The sequence below is a fragment of the Micromonospora sp. NPDC048947 genome (assembly GCF_040649495.1).
Classification (GTDB): domain Bacteria; phylum Actinomycetota; class Actinomycetes; order Mycobacteriales; family Micromonosporaceae; genus Micromonospora; species Micromonospora alfalfae.
The window spans coordinates 128,497-141,292 of record NZ_JBEZFO010000010.1 but is presented as its reverse complement, the minus strand read 5'-3'; the positions used below and the strand labels follow the sequence as shown (position 1 = coordinate 141,292).

14 protein-coding genes are annotated in these 12,796 nt (G+C 71.1%); 9 read left to right on the top strand and 5 right to left on the bottom strand.

Annotated elements, in window-relative coordinates:
• Positions 1 to 34: 34 nt before the first annotated feature.
• On the top strand, positions 35 to 745 hold the full coding sequence (locus AB0B98_RS16775) for an Asp/Glu racemase (RefSeq protein ID WP_357363530.1): 711 nt from the start codon (positions 35 to 37) through the stop codon (positions 743 to 745).
• Positions 746 to 759: 14 nt separating this feature from the next.
• Here the strand turns inward: AB0B98_RS16775 and AB0B98_RS16770 are convergent, their stop codons facing one another.
• The 3 genes from AB0B98_RS16770 to AB0B98_RS16760 form a co-directional block, all read right to left on the bottom strand.
• Positions 760 to 2,016, bottom strand: a complete 1,257-nt coding sequence (locus AB0B98_RS16770) for a low temperature requirement protein A (protein WP_357363528.1) — start codon at positions 2,014 to 2,016, stop codon at positions 760 to 762.
• Positions 2,017 to 2,095: 79 nt separating this feature from the next.
• Positions 2,096 to 3,052 carry a 5'-3' exonuclease gene (locus tag AB0B98_RS16765; RefSeq protein WP_238670702.1) on the bottom strand — a complete coding sequence of 319 codons (957 nt, stop codon included), beginning with the start codon at positions 3,050 to 3,052 and terminating at the stop codon, positions 2,096 to 2,098.
• 60 nt (positions 3,053 to 3,112) lie between these two features.
• A complete protein-coding gene (locus tag AB0B98_RS16760; protein ID WP_238670703.1) occupies positions 3,113 to 3,340 on the bottom strand; it encodes a hypothetical protein in 228 nt (75 codons plus the stop codon).
• Positions 3,341 to 3,642: 302 nt separating this feature from the next.
• Here AB0B98_RS16760 and AB0B98_RS16755 point away from each other — a divergent pair, with 302 nt between their 5' ends.
• On the top strand, positions 3,643 to 4,530 hold the full coding sequence (locus tag AB0B98_RS16755; RefSeq protein WP_357363526.1) for a winged helix-turn-helix transcriptional regulator: 888 nt from the start codon (positions 3,643 to 3,645) through the stop codon (positions 4,528 to 4,530).
• 50 nt (positions 4,531 to 4,580) lie between these two features.
• Here AB0B98_RS16755 and AB0B98_RS16750 read toward each other — a convergent pair whose 3' ends face one another.
• Positions 4,581 to 5,948: a glycosyl hydrolase family 18 protein gene (locus tag AB0B98_RS16750; RefSeq protein ID WP_357363524.1), complete on the bottom strand. Its 1,368-nt coding sequence runs from the start codon at positions 5,946 to 5,948 to the stop codon at positions 4,581 to 4,583.
• 202 nt (positions 5,949 to 6,150) lie between these two features.
• Between AB0B98_RS16750 and AB0B98_RS16745 the strand changes: the two genes are divergently transcribed.
• The 3 genes from AB0B98_RS16745 to AB0B98_RS16735 all read left to right on the top strand — a co-directional run bounded on the left by AB0B98_RS16745 (position 6,151) and on the right by AB0B98_RS16735 (position 9,019).
• Positions 6,151 to 7,266, top strand: coding sequence for a Xaa-Pro peptidase family protein (locus tag AB0B98_RS16745; RefSeq protein ID WP_357363522.1), 1,116 nt, complete (start codon positions 6,151 to 6,153; stop codon positions 7,264 to 7,266).
• The gene (locus tag AB0B98_RS16740; RefSeq protein WP_357363520.1) at positions 7,263 to 8,405 is read left to right on the top strand and encodes an acyl-CoA dehydrogenase family protein; all 1,143 of its coding nucleotides are present in this window, start codon (positions 7,263 to 7,265) and stop codon (positions 8,403 to 8,405) included. Before AB0B98_RS16745 ends, AB0B98_RS16740 begins: the two co-directional genes overlap by 4 nt.
• A 107-nt stretch (positions 8,406 to 8,512) precedes the next feature.
• The gene (locus tag AB0B98_RS16735; RefSeq protein WP_357187803.1) at positions 8,513 to 9,019 is read left to right on the top strand and encodes an Lrp/AsnC family transcriptional regulator; all 507 of its coding nucleotides are present in this window, start codon (positions 8,513 to 8,515) and stop codon (positions 9,017 to 9,019) included.
• Here the strand turns inward: AB0B98_RS16735 and AB0B98_RS16730 are convergent.
• Complete coding sequence (locus AB0B98_RS16730; RefSeq protein WP_357363518.1) at positions 8,949 to 9,560, bottom strand: histidine phosphatase family protein; 612 nt, start codon at positions 9,558 to 9,560, stop codon at positions 8,949 to 8,951. The two genes, AB0B98_RS16735 and AB0B98_RS16730, sit on opposite strands and share 71 nt — an antisense overlap.
• A 157-nt stretch (positions 9,561 to 9,717) precedes the next feature.
• Between AB0B98_RS16730 and AB0B98_RS16725 the strand changes: the two genes are divergently transcribed.
• The 4 genes from AB0B98_RS16725 (at position 9,718) to AB0B98_RS16710 (ending at position 12,781) form a co-directional block, all read left to right on the top strand.
• On the top strand, positions 9,718 to 9,912 hold the full coding sequence (locus tag AB0B98_RS16725; protein ID WP_238670709.1) for a CsbD family protein: 195 nt from the start codon (positions 9,718 to 9,720) through the stop codon (positions 9,910 to 9,912).
• 468 nt (positions 9,913 to 10,380) lie between these two features.
• Positions 10,381 to 11,040, top strand: coding sequence for a polysaccharide deacetylase family protein (locus tag AB0B98_RS16720; protein WP_357363516.1), 660 nt, complete (start codon positions 10,381 to 10,383; stop codon positions 11,038 to 11,040).
• A gap of 104 nt (positions 11,041 to 11,144) precedes the next feature.
• On the top strand, positions 11,145 to 11,714 hold the full coding sequence (locus AB0B98_RS16715) for an RNA polymerase sigma factor (protein ID WP_357363514.1): 570 nt from the start codon (positions 11,145 to 11,147) through the stop codon (positions 11,712 to 11,714).
• Positions 11,711 to 12,781 (top strand): hypothetical protein, encoded by a 1,071-nt coding sequence (locus AB0B98_RS16710; protein WP_357363512.1) that lies wholly within the window; start codon positions 11,711 to 11,713, stop codon positions 12,779 to 12,781. Before AB0B98_RS16715 ends, AB0B98_RS16710 begins: the two co-directional genes overlap by 4 nt.
• Positions 12,782 to 12,796 lie beyond the last annotated feature (15 nt).

The window sequence follows — 12,796 nt, the reverse complement described above, 5'->3', positions numbered from 1 at the left end:
CATCGGCCTGGTGGTACCCAGTTCCAACACCACAATGGAAACCGAGATCCCGGCGATGCTGCGCCGACGCGAGGTCGTCGATCCGACGGTCCGGTTCACCACCCACGCCAGCCGGGTACGGCTGCGTCAGGTGACCGCCGACGAGTTGGCCCGGATGAACCGCTCCGCCCTGCGGTGTGCCGCGGAGTTGGCCGACGCCCGCTGCGACGTGCTCGCGTACGCCTGTCTGGTGGCGGTGATGTGCGAGGGCGCCGGCGCGCACGAGCGGGCCGAGCGGCGGTTGGGCCGCGCCGCCGGTCGCGCCGGGCACGACATGCCGGTGGTGACCAGTGCCGGCGCGCTGGTCGCCGGGCTGCGGGCGCTGGGTGCCCGCCGGGTGGCACTGATTGCGCCGTACCTTCCGCCGTTGACCGCGACGGTCGCCGCCTACCTCGCCGCGTACGGCGTACAGGTGACCGACGCGGTGAGCCTCGGCGAGCCGGACAACGTGGCGGTCGGGCGCATCCCTGCGGCGAGTCTGGTCGATCTGGCCGCTCGTCTGGACGTGACCGACGTGGACGCGGTGGTCCTCTCCGCCTGCGTGCAGCTGCCGTCGTTGGCGGCCGTGCCGCAGGTGGAGGCCCGTCTCGGCCGCCCGGTGCTCACCGCGGCGACGGCGACGGTGCACCAACTGCTCACCGGTCTGGGTGTCGAGCCGTACGTGCCCGACGCGGGCCGGTTGTTGGCCGGCTCGGTTCCGCTGTGAATGGCGGGTCTCGTTCAGTGAGGTGGTGACGGGGCCTCCGGCGGCTTGCCGTGGCTACGCCGGAAGTCCGCGTAGGCCACGCCGACCAGCACCAGCAGCCCACCCAGGGAGGCGAACACCGGCGGCAGGTACAGCAGGCCGGGGGCGATGGTCAGCAGCGCCAGGATCCCGCCGGGCCGGGACCACGACACCCGGCTGAACACCTCGTACTCGAAGGAGGCCCGGCCGGCCAGGAACAGCGCCGGGCCGCCGAGGATCACCGCCAGCCAGGCGGGTGGGGTCCGCCCGGTCGGCTCGTGCAGCACCAGGTGGAAGCCGGACGCGGTGGTGACCACGCCGGCGATCATCAACAGATGGGTGTACGGCGCGCTGAACAGGAACTTGCTGGGCGACTCGGCGGCCTTGATGGCGGTCGGCAGCAGTTCGCCGGACTTGTGCACGTAGATCCGCCAGAGCAGCAGCGTGGTCAGGAACGCCACGGCGAAGGCCCCGATGTTCTCGGCCTCGTTGTGCTCCATGCTGAACATGGTGCCGATGGTCAGGATGGCGTCGCCGAGCGCGATGATGAAGAACTGCTGGTAGCGCTCAGAGAGATGCTCCGCTGTGACATTGCGCTGTTTCTCGGGCACCACCCCGAGACCTGGCACCGGGTACGCGAGCCGGAAGCCGAGGTAGTCGATGGCGAGCGCGATGGCCCAGCAGAGGATCCGGGCGTCCCCGCTGACGAATGCGCCGATGAGCCATGGGATCGCCGACACCGTGAACCAGACGAAGATGCGGGCCGCCCGACGCTGGGTCTGCGGTTCGCGGCGTACCGCCGGCATCAGGAACAGGCCACGCCCCAGGTGGATCGCCACGTAGGTGCCGGCGAAGACGATCCCCCGGTTGTTGAACGCTTCCGGAATCGCCGTGGTCATCAGCAGCGCGCCGAACATCACGGCACTGATCAGCAGCTTGATCTCGGTGCGTTCCGGGTTGTACAGGTCGGTGACCAGCGTGGTGATCGCCCAGGTCCACCAGACGGCGGCCAGCATGATCAGTGCTTCGGCGGCTCGGTGCCAGTCGAGCTGGTCGACCATTCCTCGTGAGATGAGGGCCAGTGCGACCACGTAGACCAGGTCGAAGAAGAGTTCGAGGAGGGTGACCCGGCGCGGGGCCTCCGGGTCGCGCACCGGCGGACCGCTGGCCCGTGGTGATCCGGGCTCCGGCGCGGCGAGGTGCACGGGATACTCCTGCGGAACCGCTCGACTCGACGGACCTGTCCGGTCCACCTCTACGGACGGTAACGAGCGGGGGAGCGCGGGAACCCGCGTTCGCCCGCTTGTCCCCCGACCGGGTTGTGTCGGGTGGTTACCCCGCTTGCGGGGATGTCGACGGCTTCTCGCCGCCACGGGGGGCGGCGAGGGCGTCGACCAGGCGGCGGGCCGAGCCGGCCAGGTTCCATCGTTGGGCCAGTTCGAGCAGCCGGTCCGGGTCGGCCGGCGCGCTCGGCAGCGCGGTGGGCAGCTCCGGCAGGGGCACGTCCAGGGCGACCCGGACCACAGTGGGCGCGACGCCCAGGTAGTCGCGGGCAGCGACCAGCTTGGCGCGCAGGCCCGGCGCGAAGGACGAGTCGGAGTCGTCGAGCGCGGCCAGGATGCCGGCGATGCTGCCGTACCGCTCGATCAGCCGGGCGGCGGTCTTGTCGCCGACGCCGGCCACCCCGGGCAACCCGTCACTCGGGTCGCCGCGCAGCGCGGCGAAGTCGGCGTACCGGTCGGCGGGCACGCCGTAGCGGGCCCGCACGGCGGCGTCGTCGCAGTCGTCGAGCTTGGCGACGCCGCGCCCGACGTAGAGCAGTCGGACCGGTCGGGCGTCGTCGACGAGTTGGAACAGGTCGCGGTCGCCGGAGACCACCTCGACCGGGCCGGGCTGGGTCACCGAGAGGGTGCCGAGCACGTCGTCCGCCTCGTAGCCGGTCGCGCCGACGGCGGTGATGCCCACCGCGGTCAGCACCTCCAGGATCATCGGCACCTGCGGGGAGAGGGTGTCCGGAACGATCTCGCCGCCCTGCGGGGCGACCCGGTGCGCCTTGTACGACGGCAGCAGGTCGACCCGCCAGGCCGGGCGCCAGTCGTAGTCCAGTGCGCAGATCATCCGGTCGGCGCCCCGCACCCGGATCAGGGTGGCGAGCATGTCGAGGAAGCCGCGCACCGCGTTGACCGGGGTGCCGTCCTCGGCCTTGGCGGCGGACTCCGGAATGCCGAAGTAGGCCCGGAAGTAGAGGCTGGCTGCGTCGATCAACAGGATCGGGGGTCGGTGTGCCACGCCGGACAGCCTGGCACAACCGTCCGACGATCTGGCGTACGCCCGGCCGCGCCGGTGCTGTCAGCGTCGTTCGTCGGGTTGGTAGACGGTCTCCCGCCGGGCCAGGTGCTGCACGATGTAGCTGGTCACCAGCAGCAGGATCGCCACCACCACCTCGACCCAGGCCGCGATGCCGTCGGCGACGGTGACGCCGATGATCAGCAGGACCAGGCCGACGAGGGCGAGCACCCCGGCCCACAGTTGGCGGCGACGGCGTGTCGCCACCCGATTCGCCTCGTTGCCTGCCACGTCGGTCCTCCCGGTCAGGTCGCCCGCGCGGGCGACCCGATCCCAGGCTAGGGCCGCGGGGACGCGCCTTGCCGGAAAACGACGGTGCGGGCTGGTCGCCGCGCGCCGTGGACTGCGTGGAGCGCGGTCAGCGTCACCGCGTCGACCGCCGATCCGACCCATGCCGGTCGTGCCGGCGGTCCACCAGCGCCGGAACACCCCGGCCCGTTCGTCGACGTGCAGGTCGCCGACCCCCGTTCGCCGGGCCAGTGCATTCCAATCTGGAACCGACTATAGTCGGACGGAACCAACGGAGGTAGCCGGTGCGGCGAGAGGATCTTGCCGATGCGGACTGCGGCATCGCGCAGGCGCTCGGCGTACTGGGGGACTGGTGGACCTTCCTCATCGTGCGTGACGTCGCCGGCGGGACGACCCGCTTCGACGCGCTCCAACGCGAGCTGGGCGTCAGCCGTCGGGCGCTGACCGAGCGCCTCACCGCCCTGGTCGAGCACGGTGTGCTGGAGCGCAGACCGTACTCGCGACACCCACCGCGGTACGACTATCTGCTCACCACGAGGGGCGAGGGGCTGTTGCCGGTGCTGATCGCGTTGCAGGACTGGGGAACGAGGCACCTGATGGGCGACGGTGACGTGACAGCGACGGCCGACGCCGGCTCGGCCGAGGCGCGCCGCGCGCACGACCTGGTCGGCCGACGGTTGCCCGAGGTCGTCCTGCCCGCCGCCGACGGGCAACCGGTGGCGGTGGCCGCGACGGAGGCGTGGACGGTCCTCTACCTGTTCCCCGGGGCGTACGCGCCGGGAACGCAGGGCTATCCGCCCGGCTGGGCGGAGATTCCCGGCGCCCGGGGGTGCACCCTGGAATCGACCACGTACGCCAAGCGTCATCCGGACTTCGAGGCGGCAGGTGTCCGGGTGTACGGCGTCAGCACCCAGCGGCCCGATCAGCTCGCCGACTTCGCCGCGTACGCCGAACTGCCGTTCCCGCTGCTGTCGGACGAGGACGGTCGGCTGGGAGCGGGGCTGCTGCTGCCGGTGTTCCGCGCGGGTGGGATGACCCGGTTCAAGCGGCTGACCCTGCTGGTCGACCCGGCGGCGGTGGTGCGGGCCGTGCAGTTCCCGGTGACCGACCCGGCCGGCTCGGTGCAGGAGATGCTGACGGTGGTCCGTGAGCTCGCCGGGGCCCCCGACTGACGCGGTGGCGTCGATCGGGAGCCCCGGGGCAACAGCCTGTGGGCGCGGCGTCAGGCCGGGAGCGTCCAGCGCTGGTTGGCGCCGGCGAAGCAGTCCCAGATCTGCAACCGGGTGCCGTCGGCGGAGCTGTTGTCGCTGGCGTCGAGGCACTTGTTCGACTGCGGGTTGCGCAGCGTGCCGTTGGACTGCGCCTGCCAGACCTGCGCGCCGCTGCCGTTGCAGTCCCAGAGTTGGACCTTCGCGCCGTTGGCGGTGGAGCCACTGGTGATGTCGGCGCACTTGCCGAGGGCCCGCAGCGTGCTGTCGCTGGCCACGGTCCAGGTCTGCGCGTTGGTGCCGTTGCAGCCCCAGAGCTGGATGGCGGCGCCGTTGGCGCTGCTCGCCGAGGCCACGTCGACGCACTTGCCGGCGATGCCGGTGATCCGGCCGGTGCGGCCGGTCGGCGGCGGGGTGGTGCCGCCCATGATGGTGTCGTACATGGCGCTGAGCAGTGAGGTCGAGCCGCTGGTGTCCTGCGACAGCTCCCAGTTCATCACGCCGCCGGCGTTGGCCAGCGCCCACTGCGTCTTGCGCTTGACTGTCGGAATGCCGTTCCAGCACTGCTGGCTGCCGCCGATGGTGGCGCAGTCCCGGTTGGCGTTCGCCGGGTCGAGTCCGACCAGGTACGAGTAGTTGTAGTAGACGGGGCGGCTGTAGAACGGGATGCCGAGGACGGCCTTGCTGGCCGGCAGGCCGCGGGCCTTCCACAGGTTGATGCTGTTGATCGACCAGTCGTAGTTGGCGTGTGGGCTGCCCCCGTCGTAGGCCATGATGTTGAGCCAGTCGACCTGGTTGAACACTGCCGGCTGCACGCCGTCGACGGAGTAGCCCTCGCTGACCACTGCGGCGGTGAGCAGCTTGCCGCGACTGTGCAGGGCGCTGCTGAGCTGCGTCATGAGCGCCGTGTAGTTGTTGGCCGAGGCGCCCGGGTCGGGGTACTCCCAGTCCATGTCGACACCGTCGAGGTTGTACTGGTTGACGAAATTGATCAGGTTGTTGACGAAGTTGGTGCGACTGGTGGCGTTGGCGGCGAGCGTCTCGAAGGCCGAGTCGTTGCCGTCGTTCCAGCCGCCGACCGCGATGGAGACCTTGACGTTGTTGGCGTGCCCCTGCGACACCAGCGAGGAGAGTCGGGCCCCATCCACCCCTTGCAGGGTGCCGTTGCTGTTGGGCAGGACGAAGGCGTAGTTGATGTGGGTGAGCTTGTTGTACTGGATGGTGTTGATGTTGCCGGCCCAGGAGGGCATGTAGCCGACGCTCTTGAAGTTGTTGGGCAGCACCACGGCCTGCGCGGCGGTGGGAATGACGGTGAGGGTGGCGCCGGCCGTGGCCAGCGCGAGCAGGCCGGCGGCGAGGGCGCGGCGCAGTGGTGAGGACATCGGGGGCCTTCCCGTGGGCGGGGGACGACACCCGCCCGCGCAGGGTTGTCGCGGGCGGGGGGTGCGGGGACGCAGGGACGGGTGGGCCTCGAGGCAGCCAAATCTTAAAGAGTGTTAACTGTCCGAGTCAATCAACGTCGATGGATTTTCCGACGATCGGTGTCGATATGGGGTTTGCCCAAACGACCGTTAAGCTGACGGGGTGGGAATCGACGAGCTGTATCCGCCGGATCGGTTGATCGCCGCGCAGCGCGCGACAGCCGCCGCCGGGCTGGACGCCCTCCTGCTCACGCCCGGCTCCGACCTGCGGTATCTGACCGGGTACGACGCCCACGCGGGGGAGCGGCTGACCTGCCTGGTGCTGCCCGCCGAGGGTGAGCCGACCCTCGTCGTGCCCCGGCTCGAACGCCCGGCCGCCGAGGCGTCCCCGGCGCGGGCCACCGGAGTACGCATCGTCGACCACGCCGACGGCAGCGACCCGTACCCCCTGGTCGTCGCCGCCCTCGACGGCCCGGTCGCGGCGGTCGGGCTCGCCGACCGGATGTGGGCCGAGCAGGTCCTCGGCCTGCGCGCGGCGCTCCCCGACGCCGCCCAACGGCTCGCCGGGGAGGTGCTGCGCGAGTTGCGGATCCGCAAGTCCCCGGCGGAGGTCGCGGCGCTCACCGAGGCCGGCGCGGCGATCGACGAGGTGCACCTGCGGATGGGCGAGTGGCTGCGCCCCGATCGCACCGAGGCCGAGGTCGCCGCCGACATCGCCGCGGCGATCCGCGCCGCCGGGCACGTCACCGTCGACTTCGTCATCGTGGCGGCCGGGCCCAACGGAGCCAGCCCCCACCACGGCACCTCCGACCGGCCGATCGGCGTCGGTGAGCCGGTGGTGGTCGACATCGGCGGCACGATGGCGTCGGGCTACCGCTCGGACTGCACCCGCACCTACCTGGCGGGCGGGTCGGCGCCGGCCGACTTCCTGGACTACTACGCGGTGCTGCGCGACGCGCAACGCGCCGCCGTCGAGGCGGTGCGGCCAGGGATCACCGCCGCGGCGGCCGACGCCGCGGCCCGAGCGCCGATCGCCGCCGCGGGCTACGGTCCCGCGTTCCTGCACCGCACCGGCCACGGCATCGGTCTGGACGGGCACGAGGAGCCGTACCTGGTGGCCGGCAACGACCGACCCCTTGAGGCCGGCATGGCGTTCTCCATCGAACCGGGCATCTACCTGGCGGGCCGGCACGGCGCCCGCATCGAGGACATCGTCGTCTGCACAACGGACGGCGTGCAACGGCTCAACACCACCCCCACGGAGCTCATCGCGCTATGACTGTCGACCGGATCCTCCCCACCGACGAGGCCCACGACCTGCTGGGTCTCGCCACCGAGCTCGCCGACGGCGAGCTCGCGCCGAAGGCCGCGGCCTTCGAGGAACGCGCCGAGTTCCCCCGCGAGGTGCTGCGCACGCTGGGCCGCGCCGGCCTGCTCGGCCTGCCCTACCCCGAGGAGTACGGCGGCGCGGCGCAGCCGTACGAGGTGTACCTGCAGGTGCTGGAGATCCTGGCCAGCCGGTGGCTCGCTGTCGCCGAGGCGGTCAGCGTGCACACCCTGTCGTGCTACCCGGTGGCGGCGTTCGGCAGCGACGAGCAGCGCAAGCTCCTGCCGGACATGCTCGGTGGCGAGTTGCTGGGCGCGTACTGCCTCTCCGAGCCGCAGGGGGGCTCGGACGCGGCGGCGCTGACCACCCGGGCGGATCGCGACGGCGACGCGTACCTGGTCTCCGGCACCAAGGCCTGGATCACCCACGCCCGCACCGCCGACTTCTACAACGTCTTCTGCCGCACCGGCGGGCCGGGTCCGAAGGGGATCTCCTGCCTGCTCGCCGACGCGGGCACGGCCGGCATCACCCCGCAGGCGCCCGAGCGGACGATGGGGCTGCGCGCTTCCCCGGTGGCGCAGATCGCCTTCGACGAGGCGCGGGTGCCGGCCGACCGGTTGATCGGCGGCGAGGGGATGGGCTTCACCATCGCGATGTCCGCGCTGGACTCCGGCCGGCTGGGCATCGCGGCGTGCGCGGTCGGGCTGGCCCAGGCCGCCCTGGACTACGCGGTCTCCTACGCCAGGGAGCGGCAGCAGTTCGGGCGCTCCATCATCGACTTCCAGGGGCTGGGGTTCCTCCTCGCCGACGCGGCCACCCAGATCTCCGCCGCCCGCGCGCTGACCCTGGCGGCGGCCCGGCTGCGCGACGCCGGCCGCCCGTACGCGATCGAGGCGGCCAAGGCGAAGCTCTTCGCCACCGACATGGCGATGCGGGTGACCACCGACGCGGTGCAGGTGCTCGGCGGCGCGGGTTACGTGGCCGACCACCCGGTGGAGCGGTACATGCGGGAGGCGAAGGTGTTGCAGATCGTGGAGGGCACCAACCAGATCCAGCGGATGGTGATCTCCCGGGCCCTGGCCAAGGGCTGACGACGCTACGTGGTGGTGGGGCTGCGGTGGGTGCGGCACGGCACACCGCGGCCCGCCACTCGGGTACCTCGTCGCCGAGCGACGGTTTTCCCGGTAGGTTGCACGCCGTGGAGGAGATCGACCGCGCTATCGTCGCCGCGCTGACCGCCGACGGCCGTCTGTCGTACACCGATCTGGCCGAGCGGGTGGGGCTGTCGGTGTCCGCCGTGCACCAGCGGGTCCGTCGGCTGGAGCAGCGCGGGGTGATCAAGGGGTACGCCGCCCGGGTGTCGTTCGAGGCGCTGGAGTTGCCGCTGACCGCGTTCGTGGCGATCCGGCCGTTCGATCCGTCGCAGCCGGACGACGCCCCGGAGCGGCTAGCCCACCTGCCGGAGATCGACTCCTGCTATTCGGTGGCGGGGGAGGACTTCTACCTGCTGCTGGTGCGGGTGGCCAGCCCCACCGACCTGGAGCGGGTGCTCCAGGAGATCCGCACCTCGGCGAACGTCACGACCCGGACGACAGTGGTGTTGTCCACGCCGTACGAGAACCGGCCGCCGAAGATCAGCTCTGCGGCACCGAGTCGGTCGCGGTCCCGGGCGCCGGAGGAGCCGGCTGGTTCCACCGCAGGATGACCTGCCGGCCGTGTTCGTGACCGAGCGCGCTGACAGTGGCGGTCTCCAGCCGTAACCGCCCACCGGCGGACGGGGGCAGGCCGATCCAGCGGGCACCGAGCACCCGCAGGCTGTGCGCGTGCCCGACCAGGGCTACGGTGCCACGGTCGAGCAGCGGGGTGACGCGGGCCAGCACCCTGTCGAGCCGTTCACCCACCTGCGCGGGGGACTCCCCGCCGGGGCAGCCGTCGGTCCAGATGTTCCAGTGCGGGTCGTCGTCGTGGATGTCGACTGTGGTGCGGCCCTCGTACTCGCCGTAGTTCCACTCGCTGAGGTCCTCGTCGACGGCGTCGACGGTGAGCCCGGCCAGTTGCGCGGTGCGCAGCGCCCGGGAGCGGGGGCTGGTCAGCACTGTGACGAAGCGCCGGCCGGCCAGGAACGCGGCCAGGGTGCGGGCCTGTCGCTCGCCGTCGGGGGTCAGCTCCAGGTCGGTGTACGAGGTGTGCCGCAGGCTGGCGCTCCAGGTGGTCTCGCCGTGCCGGATCAGCAGGAGCTCTCCCATGCGGTCAGTTAACCATCGTGGGGCGGTGCCGACAGGCGACCCTCCCACTACCTATCTTCCTAGGATGCTCTAGCGGGTGTGCCGACCAGCACTGCCGGTTTCGGCACCCGCAGACCGGGCAAGCGAGCCGGGACAACCGCCAGACCGAGGAGGCGCGATGAGCTTCACCGAGAAGGCAAAGAACAAGGCTGAGCAACTGGCCGGCGCCGCGAGAGAGCGCGTCGGCGACATGACCGACAACGAGCGGATGCGTGGCGAGGGCGCCAGCCAGCAGAGCGACGCGCGCGCCAAGCAGGCCGGTCAGAACGTGAAGGACGCTGGTCGCAACGTGAAGGACTCCTTCACGAAGTGACCCGAGCGGTCCACAGGTCCCCGGGCGCACCGTCGCCCGGGGACCCGTCATGCCGCCCCGCCCACCCCCTCCACGCCGCGATCTTGCACTTACTGTGCCGACAAAAGGGATATTCAACCGATGTCGACAACGGAAAGTGCAAGATCGACGGAGCGGGCTGACCGCGCAGGGCAGTGAGGCGCTTTCGCGTCTGCCATGATCTGCGGCGTGATCCGACCCCGGCTTCGCCCACTGTGGTGTGGCGTACTGGTTGCGGCGGCCGTTGTCGGCAGTGTCGCGTGCACGGCGTCCCGGGTTCCACCGCCGCAGGGGCCGGTCTTTGTCGGCTCGTCCGCCTCTGCGGCCGTGCCGACCGCCAGCGCATCGCAGGCGGTTCCGACGCCAACGGCTCCCGCCACCCCACAGAGTGCCCCGACGCCGACGGTTGCGGCTGTTCCGGGGGCGACGCGGGTGGGGAGCAGGGCGCCGGTGGTGGATCACGGGCCACGCACCGGTGCCAAGGTCGCGCTGACCTTCGACGCGGACATGACCGACGGGATGTTGGCCAGCCTGCGGGCCGGCCGCGTGAAGTCGTACGCGAACCTGCGCATCCTCGACCTGCTGGAGCGGGAGCAGGTGCCGGCGACGTTCTTCCTGACCGGCAAGTGGGTGCAGCGGTATCCGGACGTGACCCGGCGGATCGCCGGCAACCCGCGCTTCGAGTTGGCCAACCACACCTACGGGCACGCGGCGTTCACCGCCGACTGTTACGACCTGCCCCGGCTGCCGGTCGACGAGTTGGCCGGCGACGTGGCGAAGACGTTCGAGGTGATCGCGCCGTACGGGGGTCGGCAGACCCGGTACTTCCGGTTCCCGGGGTTGTGCCACGACGCGGCGGCGCTGGACGCGTTGGCACCGCTGGGTGTGACTGTCGTCGACGGGGACGTGGTCAGCGGTGATCCGTTCGCGAAGGCGTGGAAGCCGTTGGTGCGGGCGGTGTTGGAGCACGTTCACCCCGGGTCGGTGGTGATCATGCATGTGACCGAGGCGAACGCGGCGATGACCGATGAGGCGTTGCCGCACATCCTGGCCGGGTTGCGGGAGCGGGGGCTGGAGCCGGCGCCGTTGTCCGAGGTGTTGACCAGCTGACGGGCCATCGCGTCGGGCGGGCCGTACGGGTAGCCGGACCGAGATGCGGGAGATGGGCCAGCGCGACCTGTCACGGTTGAGGCCCCACCGGACATGGAGTGAACGTGAGCTCCGGCATTGAGTACTACGAGGACCGTTTCCAGCGCGTCTACCTTGAGCACTTCGAGCCGTTGTTGGCGTACGCGCTGCGGCGCGTGGCGCATCCCGAGGACGCGGCCGACGTCGTCGCGGAGACGTTCCTGGTCGCCTGGCGCCGCCGGCATGACATTCCGGTCGACGGTGCAGCTCGGCTCTGGCTGTACGGGGTGGCCAGGCGGGTGTTGGCCAACCATCACCGGGGCGGCGTTCGCCGACAGCGGCTGGGTGAACGGCTGCGTGGGCAGATCGCCGCCGCGGTCGCCGCCGATCCGGGCAGTGAGGTGCCCGAGCGGCTCGCGGTTCGGGCGGCGTTGGCGGGTCTGGGTGAGCTGGACCGGGAGGTGTTGATGCTCACCGTGTGGGAGGGCTTGCAGCCGCGCGAGGTGGCCGCGGTCCTGGGGGTCGGTCCCGCCGTGGTGCGGACACGGCTTTCGCGTGCGCGAGCCAGGTTGCGCGAGTTGGTCGGTGACGACCTCGGGCCGCCTGGACATGTACTCGACGTGCTGACCGCAGCCACCCGGAAGGAGCAGAGATGACCGAGGAAGACCTGGACCGGTTGGTTCGGGAGGCTGATCCCGCTCGGCTGGACCTCGTCGGACACGTCGGCGGGGCGAAGCAGACAATGCTGGGGGAGATCATGGCCGAGTCGACGCTCGATCGGTTCGTGCCACCACCGCGGCGGCAACCGAGAGTGCATCGCTTCGCTGGCGCGGTGACGGTGGCCGTGGTTCTCGCCGGTGTCGCGTCCGTCTCTGTTCTGCCGCGTGGGCCCGAAGGGGTCGGGGAGGTCGGGAAGTGGGCTTCCGTGCCCAGCGCCGGTGCTTCGGTCGTCTACTCGCCGGTGGCGATGCGGGCGGCGGAGAAGAATCCGCGGCTGCTGATCAACCAGCCTGGCTGGAAGGCGACCACTGTGTACGGGTTCGCCCAGGAGTCCGGCACCATCGCGTTTCGGAGAGGCGAGCGCGAGCTGGAGATGAACTGGTATCCGGGCGACACCTACCCGGTCCGTTACGCCGACCGGCTTGCTATCAGTAGGCCGGAGACGGTGGAGATTGACGGCTGGCCGGGGGATCTGTTCCGGTATTCCGCCAGGGACTTCGCGGTGATCCTTCGTCCCCGCGACGGCGTTTACGTCGAGATGCGTACCGGGGACAACTGGTCCCGGAAGGAGTTCGACCGGGTCCTCGCGGCCGTCGTTCGTGTGGATGCGCGTACGTGGTTGGGCGCGCTTCCGCCGGAGATCGTCATTCCCGAGCGGGTGCAGGCGCGGGCGGCCGAGGTGCTCGTCGGCGTGCCGCTTCCGCCGGGGTTCGATGTCGCGGCGTTGGCCGACGTCGGCGTCAACGACTCCTACCAGTTTGGTGCCGCCGTGACGGCCCGGGTGGGTTGTGGGTGGATCGCGGAGTGGCAGCGGGCGAGGGCGGCCGGGGATGAGGCCGGGGTGCGGCGGGCCGCCGACGCGTTGCGCGGCAGTCACGGGTGGCGGGTGTTGCGGGACATGGACAGGGCCGGTGACTGGCCTGAGGTGTTCTGGGAGTACGCCGACGAGGTCGCGGCCGGGACGTTGCGGCCCGGATACGTTCAGGGTCTGGGCTGCCGGTGACGGGAACGGCGGCAC

What these genes read in the sequence shown, in the direction of transcription:
- AB0B98_RS16775 (WP_357363530.1), top strand. Translation starts at nt 35, where the DNA reads ATGGAAACCGAGATCCCGGCGATGCTGCGCCGACGCGAGGTCGTCGAT.
- AB0B98_RS16750 (WP_357363524.1), bottom strand. Translation starts at nt 5,948, where the DNA reads ATGTCCTCACCACTGCGCCGCGCCCTCGCCGCCGGCCTGCTCGCGCTG.
- AB0B98_RS16740 (WP_357363520.1), top strand. Translation starts at nt 7,263, where the DNA reads ATGACTGTCGACCGGATCCTCCCCACCGACGAGGCCCACGACCTGCTG.
- AB0B98_RS16730 (WP_357363518.1), bottom strand. Translation starts at nt 9,560, where the DNA reads ATGGGAGAGCTCCTGCTGATCCGGCACGGCGAGACCACCTGGAGCGCC.
- AB0B98_RS16725 (WP_238670709.1), top strand. Translation starts at nt 9,718, where the DNA reads ATGAGCTTCACCGAGAAGGCAAAGAACAAGGCTGAGCAACTGGCCGGC.
- AB0B98_RS16710 (WP_357363512.1), top strand. Translation starts at nt 11,711, where the DNA reads ATGACCGAGGAAGACCTGGACCGGTTGGTTCGGGAGGCTGATCCCGCT.